The organism is Rhizobium grahamii, assembly GCF_009498215.1.
GTDB classification, from domain to species: domain Bacteria; phylum Pseudomonadota; class Alphaproteobacteria; order Rhizobiales; family Rhizobiaceae; genus Rhizobium; species Rhizobium grahamii_A.
The window spans coordinates 3,404,616-3,424,843 of sequence record NZ_CP043498.1 but is presented as its reverse complement, the minus strand read 5'-3'; the positions used below and the strand labels follow the sequence as shown (position 1 = coordinate 3,424,843).

Sequence of the window (20,228 nt, the reverse complement as noted above, 5' to 3'; positions counted from 1 at the left end):
AATACACCAAAATTGATAAAATGCAGCAATATCAAACTATTAATCGATTTAAATTTTCCCGCCTATTTTTAAATCGTTTGAATTCATCCTCGCAGGCAAAACCACACATACAGCCCTAGATTGTCATCAAAACTTTGCGACAATCTCGCCCTTTATCTTTGCCACAATTTGTTCCACCTTTATCCCCATAAGCGCATCCGGTTCAGAAAGGCCGCCTGGGGGACCTTCAAAATTCCTGGAGACGCGCATAGATGACGGAGACGAATACCATGCCGACAATCGCGCTCGTTGATGACGACCGCAACATCCTCACCTCGGTATCGATTGCACTCGAGGCTGAAGGATATAAGGTCGAGACTTACACGGACGGCGCTTCCGCCCTTGATGGTCTTCTCGCTCGTCCGCCGCAGCTTGCCATCTTCGATATCAAGATGCCGCGTATGGACGGCATGGAACTCCTGCGCCGCCTGCGACAGAAGTCCGATATCCCAGTGATCTTCCTGACCTCCAAGGACGAGGAGATCGATGAACTCTTCGGCCTGAAGATGGGTGCCGACGACTTTATCACCAAGCCGTTCTCGCAGCGCCTGCTTGTCGAGCGTGTACGCGCTGTGCTTCGCCGCGCATCGAGCCGCGAGGCTGCGGCCGCGGCCGGCGGCGTGGCTCCCAAGCCCGGCACCGCACAACAGCTCGCACGCTCTCTGGAACGCGGCCAGCTGGTCATGGACCAGGAACGCCATACCTGCACCTGGAAGGGTGAGCCGGTGACGCTGACCGTTACCGAATTCCTCATCCTGCATTCGCTGGCCCAGCGTCCAGGCGTCGTCAAAAGCCGTGACGCATTGATGGATGCGGCCTATGACGAGCAGGTCTATGTCGACGACCGCACCATCGACAGCCACATCAAGCGGCTGCGCAAGAAATTCAAGATGGTCGACACCGACTTTGATATGATTGAAACGCTCTACGGAGTGGGGTACCGCTTCCGCGAAGCAGCCTGACGCCCGCGCGGCGCGGCATGTGAGAATTGTCGAGAGCTGATGACCGCGAAAGCGGTCCGCTCTCCGAAAGGGCCTGTCGTTGGCACAGTTGGTGCAGGAAAGAGATCTTGATGACGCGGAAGGCGTAAGTGGCCGCCGCGTCAGGGGACGACGCTGGTCGCATCCCTTCACGATCATCCGCCGGATCTTCGGCAACGCCGTCTTCTCGAGCCTGACGCGCCGCATCCTCTTCTTCAATCTCGCGGCACTCGTCGTTCTCGTTGGCGGGATTCTCTATCTCAATCAGTTCCGCGAGGGGCTGATCGATGCGCGCGTCGAAAGCCTGCTCACGCAGGGCGAAATCATCGCCGGTGCGGTTTCGGCATCGGCCTCTGTCGACACCAACTCCATCACCATCGATCCCGAGAAGCTCCTCGAACTTCAGGCCGGCCAGAGCATTACCCCGGTTCCGAACGATGAGGATCTGGAATTCCCGATCAATCCGGAGAAAGTCGCCCCGGTTTTGCGCCGACTGATCTCGCCGACGAGAACCCGCGCGCGCATCTTTGATGCCGATGCCAATCTGCTGCTCGATTCCCGGCATCTCTATTCTCGCGGTCAGGTCTTGCGTTTCGACCTCCCCCCTGTCGATGACGAGGAGCAGACCTGGGGCCAGTGGTTCACGACGATCTTCAACAAGATCCTGCAGCCTGGAAATCTGCCGCTCTACAAGGAAGCCCCCGGCGGCGACGGCTCGATCTATCCCGAGGTTATGAACGCGCTGACCGGTGTACGCGGCGCCGTGGTCCGCACCACCGAGAAGGGCGAGCTTATCGTCTCGGTCGCAGTGCCGATCCAGCGTTTCCGCGCCGTCCTCGGCGTACTGCTGCTATCGACCCAGGCCGGTGATATCGACAACATCGTTCACGCGGAGCGCCTCGGTATCATGCGGGTGTTCGGGGTGGCGACGCTCGTCAACGTTCTTCTGTCCCTTGTGCTCTCCTCGACGATCGCCAATCCGTTGCGTCGTCTTTCGGCTGCCGCGATCCGCGTGCGTCGCGGCGCGAAGGAGCGTGAGGAAATTCCTGATTTCTCCGCCCGTCAGGACGAAATCGGCAACCTTTCCATAGCCTTGCGCGAAATGACGACGGCGCTGTATGATCGCATCGATGCCATCGAGAGTTTCGCCGCCGATGTCAGTCACGAGCTGAAGAACCCACTGACATCGCTCCGCAGCGCTGTCGAAACGCTGCCGCTCGCGAAAACAGACGATTCCAAGAAGCGGCTTCTCGATGTCATTCAGCACGACGTCCGTCGTCTGGACAGGTTGATCAGCGACATATCGGATGCCTCCCGCCTCGATGCCGAGCTGGCGCGTGTCGACGCGCGATCGGTCGACCTCGAGATCCTGCTGCGTGACCTGGTCGACGTCTCGCGACAGATCCGCAACCGCAAAAAAGAAGTGCAGATCGAGTTTGCGATCGAGCGGAAACCAGGTGTGAAGACGCGCTTCGTGGTCAACGGCCATGATCTGCGGATCGGCCAGATTGTCACAAACCTCATCGAAAACGCCCGCTCTTTCGTGCCTGAGCCTGAGGGCAAGATCACCGTACGGTTGGTGAGAACACGCTCGCGCTGCATCGTCTATGTCGAAGACAACGGCCCGGGCATCTTGGCTGAAAATATCGACCGGATTTTCGAGCGCTTCTACACCGATCGACCTGAATCGGAAGGCTTCGGGCAGAATTCCGGCCTTGGCCTGTCGATCAGCCGCCAGATTGCCGAAGCCCACGGCGGTTCGCTGCGCGCCGAGAACATCATCGATGCGGAAACCGAGAAAGTGACCGGCGCGCGCTTCATCCTCGCTCTGCCGGCCGCCGCAGCCGCATGACGGATCCGCGCACGAATATCCACGCAACGGCCATCGTCATCGGCAAAACGGGCATTCTGTTCACGGGACCTTCCGGCTGGGGCAAGTCGATGCTGGCCTTCACCTGCATCACCGAGGCGCAGCGGGTCGGCATCCCTGCCCTTCTCGTCGCCGACGATCAGGTGTTCATCTCGAAACAGGATGGCGCAGTGATCGCTGAATGCCCGCCGTCGATCCAGGGCATGATCGAATTACGCGGCACAGGCATTGTTCGCGTTCCCTTTGCAGTTCAGGCCGCCATGCACTATGCGGTGCTTCCAGGCAGCCCCACGGGCAAGCATCGTCTGCCCCCGACAACGAGTCTACGCAGCTTTCAGACGGCATCGATCTGCCGGCCATCAGGTTGTTGCCGAACGTACCTCTGCCGCTGGCTATCCTGATGGCAAAGGTGCCCGAAATCGGCCGATAGTGCCTGCGAAAACGGCAAATCCAAGCAATAAAGTCGTATTTTTGTCTTGCACTTCCGCTTTTCATCGCCAAGATGTGCCCCACGGTGGACGCGATTGCTGCGTTGCGATATTGGGCCCATCGTTTGCATACGCCACTAGGAGCAGTAATATCATGATCGGACTTGTGCTTGTCACTCATGGCAAGCTGGCTGAAGAGTTTCGTCATGCGGTCGAACACGTCGTCGGTCCTCAGAAATTCATCGAAACGGTCTGTATCGGTCCCGAAGACGACATGGACCAAAGGCGACAAGATATTCTGGAAGCAGTGTCCCGTGCCGACGACGGCCATGGTGTCGTCATTCTGACAGACATGTTCGGTGGCACTCCCTCCAACCTCGCAATCTCTGTCATGAGCAGCGGCCACACGGAAGTGATTGCCGGTATGAACCTGCCAATGCTGATCAAGCTCGCCGGTGTGCGCGGCGAAAACAACATGGAAAAGGCGCTCGTCGAGGCTTCCGAAGCCGGACGGAAATACATCAATGTCGCGAGCCGCGTTCTCAGCGGCAAATAGTGAGCACACTGCGCCCATGACTGCACTCTCCCGAGAAATACTGATCATCAACAAGCGCGGCCTGCACGCACGCGCCTCTGCGAAGTTCGTTCAGCTGGTCGAGAATTTCGATGCTGCCATCACCGTTTCGAAAGACGGAATGACGGTCGGGGGAACCTCAATCATGGGATTGATGATGCTGGCGGCAAGCCCCGGTTCCAGCGTTCTCATTTCCGCCAGCGGCAATCAGGCCGCACAGGCCCTGGATGCTCTCGATGAGCTGATCCAAAATCGCTTCGGCGAGGAAATGTAAGAGCCTGACGGCTCATATAAACATATAAAGACTTCTTTATATCATTATTGCCTTCACCGCAGAAGCCTGCTAAACGGCCTTTCATCGCCGCGCAGACTGCGTGGACGCATGCCGCGCCCTTTGTGCGCCTTTGAATTTTGAGCCGCTTTTCAGCCTGGAGAAAACCCAATGAGCACTGAAAAAGATTACGTCGTCGCCGATATCGGCCTCGCGGACTTCGGTCGCAAGGAAATCACGATCGCTGAAACCGAAATGCCGGGCCTGATGTCCTGCCGTGAAGAATTCGGCGCGTCGAAGCCTCTCAAGGGCGCGCGCATCACCGGCTCGCTGCACATGACGATCCAGACGGCCGTTCTCATCGAGACGCTGGTCGCACTCGGCGCTGAAGTCCGTTGGGCATCGTGCAACATCTTCTCTACACAGGACCATGCCGCTGCCGCGATCGCCGCTTCCGGCGTTCCGGTTTTCGCCATCAAGGGCGAGTCGCTGCATGACTACTGGGTCTACACCGACAAGATCTTCCAGTGGGCCGATGGCGGCTTCTCCAACATGATCCTCGACGATGGCGGCGACGCCACCATGTACATCCTGCTCGGCGCCCGCGCCGAAGCTGGCGAAGACGTGCTGTCGAACCCGCATTCGGAAGAAGAAGAAATCCTCTTCGCACAGATCAAGAAGCGCCTCGCGGCAACGCCCGGCTGGTTCACCAAGCAGCGTGACGCGATCAAGGGCGTGACCGAAGAAACCACCACAGGCGTGAACCGTCTCTACCAGCTCAGCCAGAAGGGCTTGCTTCCCTTCCCGGCGATCAACGTCAACGACTCGGTCACCAAGTCGAAGTTCGACAACAAGTACGGCTGCAAGGAATCGCTGGTTGACGGCATCCGCCGCGGTACCGACGTGATGATGGCGGGCAAGGTTGCCGTCGTCTGCGGTTACGGCGACGTCGGCAAGGGCTCAGCTGCCTCGCTTCAGGGCGCCGGCGCCCGCGTCAAGGTTACGGAAGTCGATCCGATCTGCGCGCTGCAGGCAGCCATGGACGGCTTCGAAGTCGTCACGCTCGAAGACGTCGTGTCTTCCGCCGACATATTTATCACCACGACCGGCAACAAGGACGTCATCCGCATCGACCACATGCGCGCGATGAAGGACATGGCGATCGTCGGCAACATTGGCCACTTCGACAACGAAATCGAAGTCGCTGCCCTACGTAACCTGAAGTGGACCAACATCAAGCCGCAGGTCGACCTGATCGAGTTCCCGAAGGGCAACCGCATCATCCTGCTCTCGGAAGGCCGCCTGCTGAACCTCGGCAACGCAACGGGCCATCCGTCCTTCGTGATGTCTGCTTCGTTCACGAACCAGACGCTGGCGCAGATCGAGCTCTTCACCAAGCCCGGCCAGTACCAAAACCAGGTCTACATCCTGCCGAAGCACCTCGACGAGAAGGTCGCGCGCCTCCATCTCGAGAAGCTCGGCGTAAAGCTGACGCAGCTTTCTGAGGAGCAGGCATCCTATATCGGCGTGACGCCGCAGGGCCCGTTCAAGTCTGACCACTACAGATATTGATCCCCGGATCGATATCCACAACATCTAGAGAGCGCCTCATTGACAAATGGAGCGCTCTTATTTTTTAGCACACACCTTTCCGCCGATTCCCTTCCGAAGTATTGTTTTAACACTCGATTCGTGGCCCCGGACGCGTCCGTTTGCTTCGAAAATGGGATGTCTTGTCGTGATGCGGCACATTAAAGGACGGAGACATACCGGGCATGTCTGAAATGATGCACAGCCTGACAGAACAGGCGGAGGACGGCGCATACGCTGATCCCCGCTCGCTTCAGTCGGGCCGATTGAAAACTGTTGGCGCCTCGAAGGCGGGCATATTATCGCGGGTGACCCGGATTTTTGCCGCCGGTACAGCCATGGCTTCGGTAGCCACGCCTGTTCTCGCACAGATCGACGCAGACGCCGCAGCGCATCTTTTCACCTCATCGCAGGTTGCCGGTCTTTCGGTCGTTATCGGCGTCATTTCCGCGGCTCTTTTGTCGACTCTCTGGGTCGTTCGCCAACGCGGTAACCTTGAAACGGAAAGCCGCGAAATGCGCTCCGCCTTGTCGGATGCACAGCAGCGCATCTCCCAGTACCAGGCGCTGATCGCGGACAAGAACCGTCGCATCGTGATTTGGGACGGTGACGAGCGGCCTGAACTTCTCGGCCAGTTGCCGCCGGAAACCGGCGCACCTCAAGACAACGAGTTTCTAGCATTTGGTCTCTGGCTGAAGCCGCGTTCCGCATCGGAACTCGAGCATGCGATCGACCGCCTGCGTGGCTCGGCGCATAGCTTCGACATGGTGGTGGAAACGCAGCGTGACGAGATTCTGGAAGCCCAAGGTCGGGTGTCAGGCGGACGGGCTTTCATCCGCTTTGTCGCCCTGAACAACCTCCGGGCGGAGCTTGCCGAAATCAAGATTGAGCGTGATCGCCTGCTAACCTCCATTTCGGCGTTTCAGAATCTTCTCGATTCCATCGATCTGCCTGCCTGGCAGCGCGACCCGGACGGCCGGCTGACCTGGGTCAACCAGGCCTATGGCGAAGCTGTCGATGCGGTATCGCCCGAGCAGGCGGTGGATGAAGGCCGGGAGTTCCTGACCACGGTGGCGCGCGAGCGCATTCGTGCCAGCGCGACGCCGGAATCACCGTTCCACGAAAAGATTTCGACTGTTGTTAACGGCAACAGGACGTTCTTCGATGTCGTCGACGTCAAGATCCCCAGCGGCTCGGCCGGCATCGCGGTCGATGTCTCCGGCATCGAGACCGTCCGCGCGGAGCTTGAGCGCACGCTGAAGAGCCACGCCGAAACGCTCGATCATCTGGCGACGCCCGTCGCGATCTTCGACGGTGATCGGCGGCTGCAGTTCTACAACCAGGCTTTTGTTTCTCTCTGGCAGCTCGATATTGCTTTCCTCGAAAGCAAGCCCGACAACGCCGAACTGCTGGAACGGCTGCGCGCGGCGAAGAAGCTGCCGGACCAGTTGAACTGGAAGTCCTGGAAAGAGAACGCTCTTTCGGTCTATCGCGCTCTCGATACGCAGTCCGATCTCTGGCATTTGCCGAACGGCCAGACATTGCGCGTCTTCGCAACAGCGCACCCGCAGGGCGGCGCGACCTGGGTGTTCGAGAATCTGACCGAACAGGTCGATCTGGAAACCCGCTACAACACGCTCCTCAAGGTGCAGGGCGAAACGATCGATCATCTTTCCGAAGGTGTGGCGGTCTTCGGTGCCGATGGTCGCATTCGTCTTTCGAACCCGGCCTTCCGTGCGCTGTGGGGCATTACCGAAGCAGAATCCAAGCCCGGCACGCATATCCGCACGCTCGGGGAAGCCTGCGCTCCGTCATACGACCGGCCCGATGGCTGGAAGACTTTTGCCGAACTGATTACGAGCTTCGAAGACGAACGCCGTTCGAGCCAGGGAACGCTTGAGCTGTTCTCCGGCCTCGTGCTCGACTACGCCGTCATTCCGCTTCCGAACGCACAGACCATGCTGACCTTCGTCAACATGACCGACAGCGTTCGCGCCGAACGGGCATTGACGGAAAAGAACGAAGCGCTGCGGCGCGCTGACGAACTGAAAAACGATTTCGTGCAGCACGTTTCGTATGAACTGCGTTCGCCACTGACCAACATCATCGGCTTCACCGACCTTCTGCGCACGCCGGGCTTGGGCACTCTGAACGAGCGACAGGCTGAGTATATCGACCATATTTCGACATCGTCGTCCGTGCTTCTGACACTGGTGAACGACATTCTCGATCTTGCCACGGTCGACGCCGGCATCATGCATTTGAACTACACCGAGATCGATCTCGGTGATCTGCTCGATGACGTCTCGATTCAGATTGCCGACCGGCTTCAGGAGAGCGGCGTCACGCTCGAAATCACGTCGCCGGCCCATCTCGGTTCGATGATCGCGGATCCGCAACGCCTGAAGCAGATTCTGGTCAAGCTTCTATCGAATGCCGCCAATTTCTCGCCCGAGGGCTCGGCAATCGCGCTCAGGTGCCAGCGCGAAGGCACAGACTTCGTGTTCTCGGTCAGCGACAGCGGCCCCGGCATTTCGCAGGACATGATCGCCAACGTCTTCGATCGCTTCGCCACTGGCGCCAAGAGCGGCAAGCGTGGTGGAGCAGGCCTTGGCCTTTCCATCGTCGAGAGCTTCGTCAAGCTGCATCACGGGCAGGTTTCGATCGATAGCCAGACCGGGCGTGGAACGACCGTTGTCTGCCGCATACCATCCGCCCACCTGCCCTCTTCCGTCGCAGCAGAATGACAGCAAGCGACGCGGCTCTCTCGCTCTTTCTCGAAGATGAACAGGCGACCAGACGGTTCGGCGAGGATCTGGCACTCGCTCTGAAGGTGGGTGACTGCCTGGCGCTGACAGGTGATCTTGGCGCGGGGAAGTCGTCGCTTGCCCGCGCGCTGCTACGCGCGATCGCCGATGACCCCGATCTTGAGGTGCCCAGCCCGACATTTACGCTGGTCCAAACCTACGACCTTCGAATTCCGATTTCGCATTTCGATCTCTACCGCCTTGCCGACCCGACTGAGCTCGATGAACTCGGTTTCGACGAAGCGCTGCAGAACGGTATCTGCATCGTGGAGTGGCCGGAAATGGCAGCAGGCGAGCTGCCGTCCGATCGGATCTCGCTCAGGCTGACGCATGAAGGCGCGGGACGGCGCGCGGAAGTTTCGGCACCGCCGAAGCAAGCGGCCCGGATCCGGCGCGTTCTTGCCATCCGGCAGTTCCTGGACGAGGCAGGTCTGCCGAATGTCGAGCGCCGGTTTCTGACCGGGGATGCGTCGCTCCGTGCTTATGAGGCGATCTATATGCCGGATGGATCGCGCCGCATCCTGATGGACTGGCCTCCCCTGCCCGAGGGACCACCTGTCCTTGACGGCAAACCCTACCCCAAGGTCGCTCATATCGCAGAGGACGCCTACCCGTTCGTCGCGATTGCGGAAGCCTTGCGTGACCATGGATTTGCAGCGCCTGAGATCTACAAGGTCGACTACGATCAGGGTATATTATTGATCGAGGACCTCGGCACGGACGGCGTTCTCGACGCGGACGGCAATCCGATCGCGGAACGCTATCAGGCAAGCGTTGCCTGCCTTGCACACCTGCATTCGATGCAGATCCCGCAAGACATTCCGGTCACCGATACGCACGTCCACCACATTCCTGACTTCGATCGGACGGCAATGAAGATGGAAGTGCGGCTGGTTCTGGACTGGCACATCCCCTGGAAGCGGGATGGTGCAAAGGCAACCGATGCCGAGCGCGACGAATATCTTGCGATATGGGACGACCTGATCGACCAGCTTCAGTCGGCGGAAAAGAACATCCTTCTTCGCGACTTTCACTCGCCCAACATCATTTGGCGCGAGGATAAGAACGGCATCGATCGCGTCGGCATAATCGACTTTCAGGACGCGATGATTGGGCCGACGGCCTATGATCTTGCCTCGATCGCCCAGGATGCGCGTGTGACGATCGAGCCGGCTTTGTTTCGCACGCTGATGGACGATTATCTGTCGCTTCGCCGCGCACAGGGAAATTTCGATGAAGCCGCCTTCCTGAAGAGCTGGGCGATCATGTCCGCCCAACGAAACTGCAAGCTTGCCGGTCTCTGGGTGCGGCTGATGCAGCGGGACGGAAAGCCCGGCTACATGAAACACATGCCGCGCACGCTCGGCTATCTCCACACCGCCTTTCAGCATGAAACGCTTGCCCCCTTGCGCGATTGGTTCGTAAGGGCTGGAATAATACCAAGCGAATCATGAGTTCCTGATAGAATGACGATCAAACAAGCGATGGTGCTCGCGGCGGGTCTTGGGACCCGGATGCGTCCTATTACCGACACGATACCGAAGCCGTTGGTGAAGATCGATGGCAAGGCGATGATCGACTATTCGCTCGACTCGCTTGCCGAAGCCGGCGTTGAAAAGGTCGTTGTGAATGTCCACCATCATGCCGACCAGATGCTCGACCATCTTGCATCCTACAAAAGCCTCGAGATTATCATATCCGACGAGCGCGAGCGCCTGATGAACAATGGCGGCGGGCTTGCGAAGGGCCTTAAACTGCTGCCGCCGGGCGAGGTTTTCGTGACCAATGCCGACCTGTTCTGGATCGGCGAGCGGCCGGATGCGCCAAGCAACCTGCGACGCTTAGCCGGATTCTTCAACGTGAAGGACATGGATATGGCTATGCTTTGCGTGAAGCTCGAAGACACCACCGGGCATAACGGCAAGAACGACTTCAACATGGCGATGAACGGCGGACTGACGCGCTTTGCAGAGACGGGACCAAATCCGGTCGTCTATGCGGGCGCTATCGCCATGCACACGTCGTTTCTCGACGATGCACCTGCCGATGCGTTCAACCTCAATCTCTATTTCGACAAGGCGATCGCGCGCGGTCGCCTCTATGGAACGGTACTAGAGGGACATTGGCTTACGGTCGGCACCCCCGAGGCTATCGGCGAAGCGGAGGAAACGATCCGGCGATACCGGACGTTTGCATGACGGATGGTCGAGCATCACCGACCAAGACTCCTGACCATACCCGCTGGCCTCCCCTTCCTGAGGACGCTTGCAGAGAGCCTCTGCGACGGTCGGCTTACACCTCGCTTTCGTTATGATCCCGGCGATCCGCTATCGCTGTCGACGGTCACTATCTATCTGCCAACGAGACGCGCGGCGCGCGTCCTGCGTTCGGAGTTCGTCGATCTTCTCGGCGGGCGATCGGCGATCCTGCCCGTGATCCGCCCGCTCGGCGAAACGGACGATGACAGTGGCTACTTTGACGAAAGCCTGCCCGCCACGCTCGATCTTGCGCAGCCCCTTTCGAATACGTCGCGGTTGCTCGAACTGGCGCGGTTGATCCTCGCCTGGCGAAACAAACTGCCTGAGATCGTCCGCAGCATCCATTCGGACTCGCCGCTTGTCGCACCCGCAAGCCCCGCTGACGCGATCTGGCTCGCAAGAAACCTTGCAGAGCTGATCGACTCGATCGAAACGGAAGACAAAGAGTGGAGTGAGCTTTCCGATCTCAGCGCCAATGATCACGCATTGTGGTGGCAGCTGACGGCTGAATTCCTGCGGATCGCGAGTGCCTTCTGGCCGGAGCGGCTGAACGAACTCGGAAAATCTTCTCCTGCCCGACACCGCAACGCGATCCTGCGGGCAGAGGCGAGCCGGATTGCAACGATGGCTGAATCCGGCCCCATCATCATTGCAGGCTCGACAGGCTCGGTGCCGGCAACGGCCGATCTCATCGCCGCTGTCGCGGGCCGGCCGGAGGGCGTGATCGTTCTGCCGGGGCTCGACACCGCCATGCCGGACAGGCATTGGGAAATGGTGGCTCCAGAGGCCAGTTTCGGCCGACCTGTCGACGCTGCCAGCCGAAGCCATTCGCAATACGGTCTGGCGCAGCTGTTGAAGCGGCTGGGATCCACCCGCGACGATGTTGCCCCGCTTGCAGAGCCGCCGGCGGACCTCGACCTACGCGGTCGAATCCTATCTCATTCCCTTTCGCCCTCCGAGGCGACAAGCGAGTGGGGTGATTTCAAGCATGCCTTGAACGAGGGTGACATCTCGCGCGCTTTCGCGGATGTGTCCCTGATAGAGGCGGCGAACGAGCGCGAGGAAGCGACAGCGATCGCGATCGCGCTGCGCCTTGCGCTCGAGCAGCCGGGCACTTCCGGCGAGAGCAGAGCCGCGCTGATTACGCCGGACAGGAACCTGGCCCGCCGTGTCGCCACCGAGCTTTCGCGCTTCGGAATCATCGCCGACGACTCGGCCGGTACGCCGCTGGCCGCCACGCCGCAGGGCACCTTGCTGCAGCTTCTGCTGGAGGCAACGCTGAGACCGGGTGATCCAGTCGCACTCGTTGGCCTGCTGAAGCACCCGTTGGCTCGTTTCGGGCTTGAACCGGATCTGCTTGCGCAGTCCGTGGCCGCCTTGGAGCTGATCGCCCTTCGCGGCGGTGTCGCCGAAGTCGACATCAGTACACTTGAGCCGTTGGTCGAGCAGCAACTGGCCGATCAAGCGCTGGAACAACACGTGCCGAAATGGCGAAAGGCGCTGCCGACAGATGCGCCCGACAAGGCGCGCGATCTCGCGCGGCGTGTCAGTGCGGCAGTCGAGCCGCTCGCCTCCGCATTTGTCCATCGACGCCCGGACGGTCGCGCCATGACCACGGCCTTTACACTGTCGGACTGGGCGGAGCGCACCGGTCGCGCACTGGAAGCGGTTGCCTCCGATCGGAGGGCAGATCTGTCGGGGCTCTGGTCCGACGAAGCTGGCGATACACTTGCCAGCCTCCTGGCTGAAATCATCGATACCGACGGGCAAATCGAAGCCGACGGCCCTCAGTGGATCGATATCATGGCCGCGCTGACAGCTGGCCAGGCCGTCAAGCCACGTGCCTTGCTCCATCCGCGCCTTCTCATTCTAGGGACGCTGGAAGCACGCCTGCAGAGCGTCGATACGCTCATACTCGGCGGATTGAACGAGGGCTCCTGGCCGGGCCAGACCAGCAACAATCCGTTCATCTCGCGTACGATGAAGACCGAAATCGGACTGGAGCCGCCGGAACGCCGCATCGGGCAGCTGGCGCACGATTTCGAAATGGCGAACGGCACCCGCCATCTGGTCTACTCCCGCGCGCTGCGCCAGGGATCAACGCCAACGGTTGGTTCGCGCTGGCTGCAGCGCTTGCTGGCTTTCGGCGGCAAGTCATTGGAAGCGGAGCTGAAAGCGCGTGGTGCGCGTTTCATTCATTGGGCAAATCTCATTGATCAAGGCGATCGGCAGGCTCCCGCCCAGCGGCCAAGCCCGACGCCGCCAAGAGAGATGCAGCCGAAATCCTACTCCTTCAGTGAAGTCGGCAGGCTGCGGCGCGACCCCTATGCGATTTACGCAAGGCGCGTCCTGCGGCTCGATCCGGTTGCGCCCTTCAATCGCGATCCTGGTGCGGCTGAGCGAGGAACGCTCTACCACACGATCATCGATCGCTTCATCCGGGAAGGCCATATGGCCGGGACTGATGATGCAGCCGACGCGATGGAGCGCATCCTGAACGAGCTCTTCGACATGGAGCAGTTGCCGCCGCATATCGATGCCGTATGGCGGCCACGTTTCCGCGAAGTTGCCAAGGCATTCCTGAACTGGGAAGCTGAACGGCGGCCCGATGTTCGCCGCACGCTGACAGAAGTTCGCGGCGGCGTCGAGCTGGAGACTGTCAATATCCGCCTCAGCGGTGTTGCCGACAGGATCGACATCAGGGGCCCTGGCGCTGCCGATATCATCGACTACAAGACGGGGTTCAACCCTTCTCCGGCTCAAGCCCGTGCCCTTCTCGACCCGCAGCTCGCACTCGAAGCCGCTGCGCTTAGCGCAGGTGCGTTCCGAGAGGCGGGAAGCCTTACGCCTCAAGACTTGCTCTATGTGAGGCTCCGGCCGGGCACCCGTTTTCAGGTCGACACCGTCAACAACGAGTTCTCAGGCAAGGGCGACAAGGCCAAATCGGCTATGGATCTTGCCGGCGATTCCATTGATCAGCTCATCAAGTTCGTATCTCTGCTGCAATCAGGCGAAAAGGGATTTACCTCCCGTCTCATCCCCGCACAGCAGTTCGAGTTCGGCGGTGATTACGACCATCTCGCGCGCGTATCGGAGTGGTCGACCGCCGAAAGCGACGAAGGAGGCGACGATGAATGATGAAACGACGCTGCCGGAGGGCGATGATCCTATCGCATGGACAAGCTGGACAACAATCCAGCAGTCGGTTGCCTCGGACCCAGAGCGTTCTGCATGGGTTTCGGCCAACGCCGGATCCGGCAAGACGCACGTCCTGACGCAACGGGTCATTCGCTTGCTGCTTGCCGGCGCGCGCCCCTCGGCAATTCTCTGCCTGACTTATACCAAGGCTGCGGCCTCCGAAATGTCCAACCGCGTGTTTGACCGACTGGCTGATTGGGCCGTCCTGTCAGACGACGATCTGAGCCAGCGGATCGGCCAGATCGAGGGCAAGCGGCCTGATCGCCTGAAGCTCGCCGAAGCGCGTCGGCTGTTTGCAAGGGCGCTCGAAACGCCGGGCGGATTGAAAATCCAGACAATCCACGCCTTCTGTGAAGCCCTGCTGCACCAGTTTCCGCTGGAAGCTAACGTCGCGGGTCATTTTTCGGTTCTCGACGACCGCGCTGCCGTCACTCTGCTTGCCGATGCGCGGCGTTCGCTCCTGACGGCGACGACGCCTGAAGATGATGCCACGTTGGCCGAAGCCTTCACCTATGTTCTCAATCTCGGCGACGAAAGCGGCCTGGAAAACCTGCTGAGTGAGATCGTTGCAAACCGCAACGCGATCCGCAGATTCACGCTCGCAGCGGAGCGCGCCGGCGGCCTTGATCTTGTTCTTCGCGACAGGTTGGGACTTCTTCCTGATGAGACAGAAGCAGCAATCGTCGCCAGCTATTGGCCGTTGCCAGTACTATCGGGCCCCGTGCTCGACCGCTATCTCGATCTCGCGGATGAGAAAGGTGGCGTCAAGGCTCAAGACGTTGCCGCGAACCTCCGGGCTGCGGGCAGAGAACGAGACGCGAAACGCCGCATCGCGCTTCTCGAAAAGACGTTCCTGACCGTCAAGGGCGAGGCGAAGGCGGATTCGCAGTTCTTCGTAAAGGCGATGCTGAGCGAAGCGCCGGCACTGGCAGATGCCATTGCGGCGGCACGATCGCACATTCTCTCTCGCCGCGACCGACTGAAGATCATCCGGATGCATGATGCGACGCGGGCAGCGTTGATCCTGGCTGATCGCCTCAATCGCGACTACGAGGACCTCAAGAAGCAGCGAAGCCAGCTCGACTTCGAGGACCTGATCACGCGCACGGCGGATCTGCTCAACAAGAGCGATGTCGGGCCCTGGATCCACTACAAGCTCGACCAGGGCATCGATCATATTCTTGTCGACGAAGCGCAGGACACCAGCCCGATCCAATGGAGTGTCATTCAGTCGCTGGCCGAAGATTTCTTTTCGGGAGAGGGTGCCCGAAGTGTTGTGCGCACGCTGTTTGCGGTTGGCGACGAGAAGCAGTCGATCTACTCGTTTCAAGGTGCACGGCCCGAGCGGTTCTCCGAAGAGAGCCGTCGGACCCGTCACCGCGTAGCCCAAAGCGGGCTTGCCTTTTCGACGGTTCGCCTGCCGCTATCCTTCCGCTCCACCGCCGATGTTCTGGCAGCCGTCGACCACATCTTTACACCCGAGGGTAACGCCCGCGGGCTGAGCGCTTCCAGCGAGCCCGTCGTTCACCGTTCCAACCGTATCGGTCATCCCGGCGCCGTCGATCTTTGGGAGATGATCGCTCCTGAAGTGACCGTCAAGGAAGAGGACTGGACCGCGCCCTTCGACGCGACGCCCGAAAGCGCGCCAGCAGCCGTTCTTGCTCGCAGGATGGCGCACACGATCGGCAATCTGGTCGGCAAGGAAACCATCATTGAGAAGGGTAAGGAGCGCCTGATCGAAGCCGGAGACATCCTCGTCCTGGTGCGGAAACGCGATTCCTTCGTCAATGCGTTGACCCGTGCCTTGAAGCGTCGTGACAACATTCCGGTTGCGGGCGCCGACCGCTTGAGGCTGACAAGCCACATCGCCATTCAGGACCTCGTCGCCCTCGGCCGGTTCCTGCTTCTGCCGCAGGACGACCTGTCGCTGGCGGCACTGATGAAAAGCCCCCTGCTCGATCTCAGCGAAGACGACATCTTTGCCGTGGCGGCGCTCCGTCCGGACGATGAGAGCGTTTGGACACATCTGCTGAAATTTGCGGACGATGGCAACGAGCGGCTGCAGGTCGCGGTTCGAAAGCTGAAGCTGTTCCTGAATGAATCGAAAAGCCTCTCTGTCCATGACTTCTACGCCCATGTGTTGGGGAGCAACGGTGGACGCCGACAATTTCTCGCTCGCCTGGGCACCGAGGTCAGCGATATTCTCGATGAGTTCCTGACCTTCGCGCTCGACCACGAGAATTCCGGCCTCCCTGGCTTACAATCGTTCATTTCGACGCTCGAACTGGAGGCCCCGGAGGTCAAGCGCGAGCAGGACAAAGGCCGCAACGAAGTGCGGATCATGACCGTCCACGCCTCGAAGGGCCTGGAAGCGCCGATCGTCTTCCTCGTCGACGGTGGCTCGAAAGCCTTTACGCATAGCCATATGCCGAAGCTGCGGCTGCTGGAGCAGCCGGGCGACGAGCCGCCGATGCCGGCATGGGTGCCGCTCGGGGATCTCAGCAACTCGCTGACACAGGCTGACGCGAGCCGCATTCAGTTGCTGGCCGAGGAAGAGTATCGCCGGCTGCTTTACGTGGCGATGACGCGAGCCGCCGACCGGTTGATCGTTTGCGGCTACCGCGGCGTGCGGCCGAACAGCGATACTTGGCATGCGATGATTTCAGCGGCGATGACTGATAGCCACCCACACGTCGCGGCGGCAACGTTCTCCGGTCCCGACGGCACCTGGTCTGGAATCAAATGGCGCGTTCCGCACATCGGAAGGAACTTCGAGCGGGCCGCACCACCTGAGCTGGCACAAACGAATGAAAGATTGCCCGAAAACCTCAGCAGACCGCTGCCGCCGCAGAGACAGTTGCCGCGACCTCTCAGCCCTTCCGGCGCGGGCACGGTCATTGATGAGCAGGCAGACGACCTGCTCGTCACATCCCCACTATTCGGCGACAAAGCAAAATCCGACCGCTCCTTGCTAAAGGGCCGGCTCCTGCACCGCATGCTGCAGACGCTACCGGACTTTTCACCGACAGATCGCCTGGCCGCCGCGCAACGCTATCTGGAGCGTTCGGCCCGGCGCTGGTCGCAGGACGAGCGCGAAACGCTGATCCGATCTGTCTTGCGACTGCTGGAAGCACCGACACTGCAAGGCGTATTCACCGGCCACGCCCAACCCGAAGTCTCGATCATGGGAACGCTATCCCTGAAAGGCCGCGACTACGCAGTCTCTGGCCGCGTCGATAGAATGGCGGTCTTCGACGATCGCGTTGTCGTACTCGACTACAAGACCAATCGCGTCCCGCCGCAGACAGCGGAAGCAATCCCCTTTGCTCACAAGGCGCAGCTTGCCATTTATCGGGAGATCCTGGCGCCGCTCTACCCAGGCAAGCGCATCGATTGCGTGCTCGTCTACACCGAAAATGGCTCCGTTCACACGCTACCGCCGGATGCCCTGGCGTCGGCGCTTGCGCAACTCGAGACAAAGTGAAATACCGGGCATTGAAATTCCCGCGCCGCACGCTCACATGTGCTTCAACAGGAAATCCGTAAAGGAGCAGCCTATGGCTACCGTAAAAGTCGATATCAACAACTTCCAGTCGGAAGTTCTGGAATCCGCAGAACCCGTCGTCGTCGATTTCTGGGCTGAATGGTGCGGCCCGTGCAAGATGATCGCCCCCAGTCTCGAAGAACTCGCTGTCGAGTTTCAGGGCAAGGTGAAGGTCGCCAAGCTCAACATCGACGAGAATCCGGAATTGGCCGCTCAGTTCGGCGTCCGTTCCATCCCGACGCTCGCCATGTTCAAGGCCGGCGAAGTTGCCGACATCAAGGTTGGCGCTGCACCGAAGACCGCCCTTTCGAGCTGGATCTCGAGCGCCGCCTAAGCATTGCGCATAAGCAGACAAGAAGAAGCCCGGCATTTGACCGGGCTTTTTTCATTTCGGGGGTGTGCCGTTGTCGGCAAGCACATCGCCGACGAGATAGAGAGAGCCGCCGATCAGGATGCGCGGCGGATGGTCCTGTTCGAACGCGCCTTCCTTGATTGCTTCCAATGCGTCGCTGACAGTCGACATCGGCTCTGCCACAAGGCCGGCATCATAGGCGGCATTCGCCAGGATGACCGGATCGATCATCGCGTCGCTACCACGGATCGGCACGCAATAGACCTTCTCGGCCAAGCCCTTGAACGCCTTGAAGTAGCCAACCGGATCCTTGGTGTTGATCATGCCGATGATTAGGAAGAGCGGCCGTGGCTGCTTTTCCTCGAAGTTCGCCATTGCTTCAGCGATCACCTCGCCGGCGCCGGGGTTGTGACCGCCATCGACCCAGATTTCCGCTTTTGCCGGAGCGCTGGCCATCAGGTTGCCGTCGCTCAGACGCTGAAGACGGCCCGGCCACTCGACCGAGAGCAGCGCCTTCTCCATCATCGTCTCGGTGACTGTGAAGCCGGCAGCCTTGACGGCGCGGATCGCGGCCGCGGCGTTGGCATACTGGTGACGGCCAGGAAGGCGCGGCAATGGCAGATCGGCCAGGCCGAACTCGTCCTGATAGACGAGGCGTCCGTATTCTTCATGCGCCATATAGTCCTGACCGAAGACGGCCGTCGGGCAGTTCAGCCGTTCGGCGGTCGACATCAGCACGTCGAGCGCGGCGTCATATTCCTGCTTACCGATGACAACGGGATGCCCGCGCTTCATGATCCCGGCCTTCTCCGCCGCAATCAGTTCGACACGATCGCCCAGATACGGCTGGTGATCGAGCGAGATCGGCATGATGACCGAGACGGCGGGATCGGAGATGACGTTGGTGGCGTCGAAACGACCACCGAGGCCAACCTCGAGGATAGCGGCATCCGCCGGATGCTCTGAAAACAGAATGAAAGTGACTGCCGTCAGGATCTCGAAAACAGTGATCTTCTGGCCATCATTGGCGGCCGCAACGCGTCGGACGGCCTCAGCGAAGACGGCATCATCCACCAGTTGCCCACGACCGCCTTCGACACCTATCCGATAGCGCTCGTGCCAGTTTACGAGATGCGGAGAGGTGTGGACATGGGCGCTGTAGCCGCCGGCCTCCAACAAGGCACGGCAAAAGGCGGTTACCGAGCCTTTGCCGTTGGTGCCCGCCACATGAATGACGGGCGGCAGCTTCTTCTGCGGATCACCGAGAACAGAAAGCAGACGGGTAATGCGATCCAGGGACAGATCAAAGCCCTTGGGATGCAATCCCAAGAGCTTATCGATTTCCTGCGCTGCTTCGCTCACTACGGCTTGGCCCCTTGGTATCATCGCGCGACCCGCCTAGTTGGATCAGGCGCTCGCGGCTATGGCGAGCGTCCCGCTTTCCTTGTTGAGGTTTGCTGCAGGCTTCTTGGTCAGGATTTTCAGGACGCGTGCCAGCGTATCCGGAATATCGTGGCGCTTGACCACCATGTCGACCATGCCGTGTTCCAGCAGGTACTCAGAGGTCTGGAAGCCTTCCGGCAGTTTTTCGCGGATCGTCTGTTCAATGACGCGCTTGCCGGCAAAGCAGATTTCCGCGCCAGGCTCTGCCAGATGAAGATCGCCAAGCATCGCATAGGATGCCGTGACGCCACCCGTGGTCGGGTTTGTCAGAACGACGATGTATGGAAGTCCCGCTTCCTTCAGCATGTCGACGGCAACCGTCGTGCGCGGCAGCTGCATGAGCGAGAGGATGCCTTCCTGCATGCGGGCACCACCCGATGCCGGGAACATGACCAGCGGGCATTTTTCAGCGATGGCTCGCTCGAACGCCTTCACGATTGCCTCGCCGGCAGCAATGCCGAGCGAGCCGCCCATGAAGTTGAATTCGTGAACGACCGCGACGAGCTTCAGGCCGCGAACCTTGCCGACGCCGGCAACGATCGTGTCTTCCTGCTCGGTCTTGATGCGGCTGTCCTTCAGGCGATCCGCGTACTTTTTGGAATCGCGGAACTTCAGCGGATCCTGCGGGACCTTCGGCTGGACCAGCGCTTCATAGGCGCCGTCATCGAAAAGATCGGCAAGGCGAGCCTTCGCCGGCATCTTCATGTGATAGCCGGAGGCCGGGATAACCCACTTGTTGTTCTCCAGATCCTTATGGAAGACCATTTCACCCGTTTCCGGGCACTTGATCCAGAGGTTCTCCGGCACTTCGCGGCGGCCCAGCATGGAATTGATGCGGGGGCGGACGTAGTTGGTGATCCAGTTCAAGTCGAAA

The 20,228-nt window shown here is 60.1% G+C and carries 13 protein-coding genes and 1 pseudogene; 12 read left to right on the top strand and 2 right to left on the bottom strand.

Annotation, left to right across the window (positions count from 1 at the left end; all coding sequences use genetic code 11):
- The first annotated feature begins 269 nt into the window (after nt 1–269).
- From FZ934_RS16435 to trxA, 12 genes and pseudogenes are all read left to right on the top strand, one after another.
- Nucleotides 270–1,001, top strand: a complete 732-nt coding sequence (locus tag FZ934_RS16435) for a response regulator transcription factor (RefSeq protein ID WP_194273809.1) — start codon at nt 270–272, stop codon at nt 999–1,001.
- 79 nt (nt 1,002–1,080) lie between these two features.
- Nucleotides 1,081–2,871: a sensor histidine kinase gene (locus FZ934_RS16430; RefSeq protein ID WP_153271941.1), complete on the top strand. Its 1,791-nt coding sequence runs from the start codon at nt 1,081–1,083 to the stop codon at nt 2,869–2,871.
- Nucleotides 2,868–3,319: pseudogene (locus FZ934_RS16425) on the top strand (HPr kinase/phosphorylase). The gene FZ934_RS16430 and the pseudogene FZ934_RS16425 overlap by 4 nt, the downstream one beginning before the upstream one ends.
- Before the next feature lie 152 nt (nt 3,320–3,471).
- Nucleotides 3,472–3,873, top strand: a complete 402-nt coding sequence (locus FZ934_RS16420) for a PTS sugar transporter subunit IIA (RefSeq protein ID WP_007528763.1) — start codon at nt 3,472–3,474, stop codon at nt 3,871–3,873.
- A gap of 16 nt (nt 3,874–3,889) precedes the next feature.
- Nucleotides 3,890–4,165: an HPr family phosphocarrier protein gene (locus tag FZ934_RS16415; RefSeq protein WP_016556881.1), complete on the top strand. Its 276-nt coding sequence runs from the start codon at nt 3,890–3,892 to the stop codon at nt 4,163–4,165.
- 168 nt (nt 4,166–4,333) lie between these two features.
- Nucleotides 4,334–5,734 carry an adenosylhomocysteinase gene (gene ahcY / locus FZ934_RS16410; RefSeq protein ID WP_153271940.1) on the top strand — a complete coding sequence of 467 codons (1,401 nt, stop codon included), beginning with the start codon at nt 4,334–4,336 and terminating at the stop codon, nt 5,732–5,734.
- Nucleotides 5,735–5,937: 203 nt separating this feature from the next.
- On the top strand, nt 5,938–8,499 hold the full coding sequence (locus FZ934_RS16405) for a PAS domain-containing sensor histidine kinase (protein WP_153271939.1): 2,562 nt from the start codon (nt 5,938–5,940) through the stop codon (nt 8,497–8,499).
- Nucleotides 8,496–10,013, top strand: coding sequence for a tRNA (adenosine(37)-N6)-threonylcarbamoyltransferase complex ATPase subunit type 1 TsaE (gene tsaE, locus FZ934_RS16400; protein ID WP_153271938.1), 1,518 nt, complete (start codon nt 8,496–8,498; stop codon nt 10,011–10,013). The genes FZ934_RS16405 and tsaE overlap by 4 nt, the downstream gene beginning before the upstream one ends.
- A gap of 12 nt (nt 10,014–10,025) precedes the next feature.
- Nucleotides 10,026–10,757: a nucleotidyltransferase family protein gene (locus tag FZ934_RS16395; protein WP_153271937.1), complete on the top strand. Its 732-nt coding sequence runs from the start codon at nt 10,026–10,028 to the stop codon at nt 10,755–10,757.
- 3 nt (nt 10,758–10,760) lie between these two features.
- On the top strand, nt 10,761–13,955 hold the full coding sequence (gene addB, locus FZ934_RS16390) for a double-strand break repair protein AddB (protein ID WP_153271936.1): 3,195 nt from the start codon (nt 10,761–10,763) through the stop codon (nt 13,953–13,955).
- Complete coding sequence (gene addA / locus FZ934_RS16385) at nt 13,948–17,499, top strand: double-strand break repair helicase AddA (RefSeq protein ID WP_153271935.1); 3,552 nt, start codon at nt 13,948–13,950, stop codon at nt 17,497–17,499. Before addB ends, addA begins: the two co-directional genes overlap by 8 nt.
- Before the next feature lie 73 nt (nt 17,500–17,572).
- Nucleotides 17,573–17,893, top strand: coding sequence for a thioredoxin (trxA, locus tag FZ934_RS16380; RefSeq protein WP_007528746.1), 321 nt, complete (start codon nt 17,573–17,575; stop codon nt 17,891–17,893).
- 51 nt (nt 17,894–17,944) lie between these two features.
- On the opposite strand, the gene FZ934_RS16375 is transcribed toward trxA, so the two are convergent.
- Together FZ934_RS16375 and accD are read right to left on the bottom strand one after the other, a co-directional pair.
- Nucleotides 17,945–19,297, bottom strand: coding sequence for a bifunctional folylpolyglutamate synthase/dihydrofolate synthase (locus FZ934_RS16375; protein WP_153271934.1), 1,353 nt, complete (start codon nt 19,295–19,297; stop codon nt 17,945–17,947).
- Nucleotides 19,298–19,318: 21 nt separating this feature from the next.
- Complete coding sequence (gene accD, locus FZ934_RS16370; RefSeq protein ID WP_153271933.1) at nt 19,319–20,221, bottom strand: acetyl-CoA carboxylase, carboxyltransferase subunit beta; 903 nt, start codon at nt 20,219–20,221, stop codon at nt 19,319–19,321.
- Nucleotides 20,222–20,228: the final 7 nt, after the last annotated feature.

Excerpts from the sequence above, each read along its gene's own strand:
- FZ934_RS16415 (WP_016556881.1), top strand. The coding sequence starts at position 3,890 with ATGACTGCACTCTCCCGAGAAATACTGATCATCAACAAGCGCGGCCTG.
- FZ934_RS16395 (WP_153271937.1), top strand. The coding sequence starts at position 10,026 with ATGACGATCAAACAAGCGATGGTGCTCGCGGCGGGTCTTGGGACCCGG.
- addB (WP_153271936.1), top strand. The coding sequence starts at position 10,761 with ATGGTCGAGCATCACCGACCAAGACTCCTGACCATACCCGCTGGCCTC.
- trxA (WP_007528746.1), top strand. The coding sequence starts at position 17,573 with ATGGCTACCGTAAAAGTCGATATCAACAACTTCCAGTCGGAAGTTCTG.
- FZ934_RS16435 (WP_194273809.1), top strand. The coding sequence starts at position 270 with ATGCCGACAATCGCGCTCGTTGATGACGACCGCAACATCCTCACCTCG.
- FZ934_RS16405 (WP_153271939.1), top strand. The coding sequence starts at position 5,938 with ATGTCTGAAATGATGCACAGCCTGACAGAACAGGCGGAGGACGGCGCA.
- addA (WP_153271935.1), top strand. The coding sequence starts at position 13,948 with ATGAATGATGAAACGACGCTGCCGGAGGGCGATGATCCTATCGCATGG.
- ahcY (WP_153271940.1), top strand. The coding sequence starts at position 4,334 with ATGAGCACTGAAAAAGATTACGTCGTCGCCGATATCGGCCTCGCGGAC.
- FZ934_RS16420 (WP_007528763.1), top strand. The coding sequence starts at position 3,472 with ATGATCGGACTTGTGCTTGTCACTCATGGCAAGCTGGCTGAAGAGTTT.
- FZ934_RS16375 (WP_153271934.1), bottom strand. The coding sequence starts at position 19,297 with ATGATACCAAGGGGCCAAGCCGTAGTGAGCGAAGCAGCGCAGGAAATC.
- tsaE (WP_153271938.1), top strand. The coding sequence starts at position 8,496 with ATGACAGCAAGCGACGCGGCTCTCTCGCTCTTTCTCGAAGATGAACAG.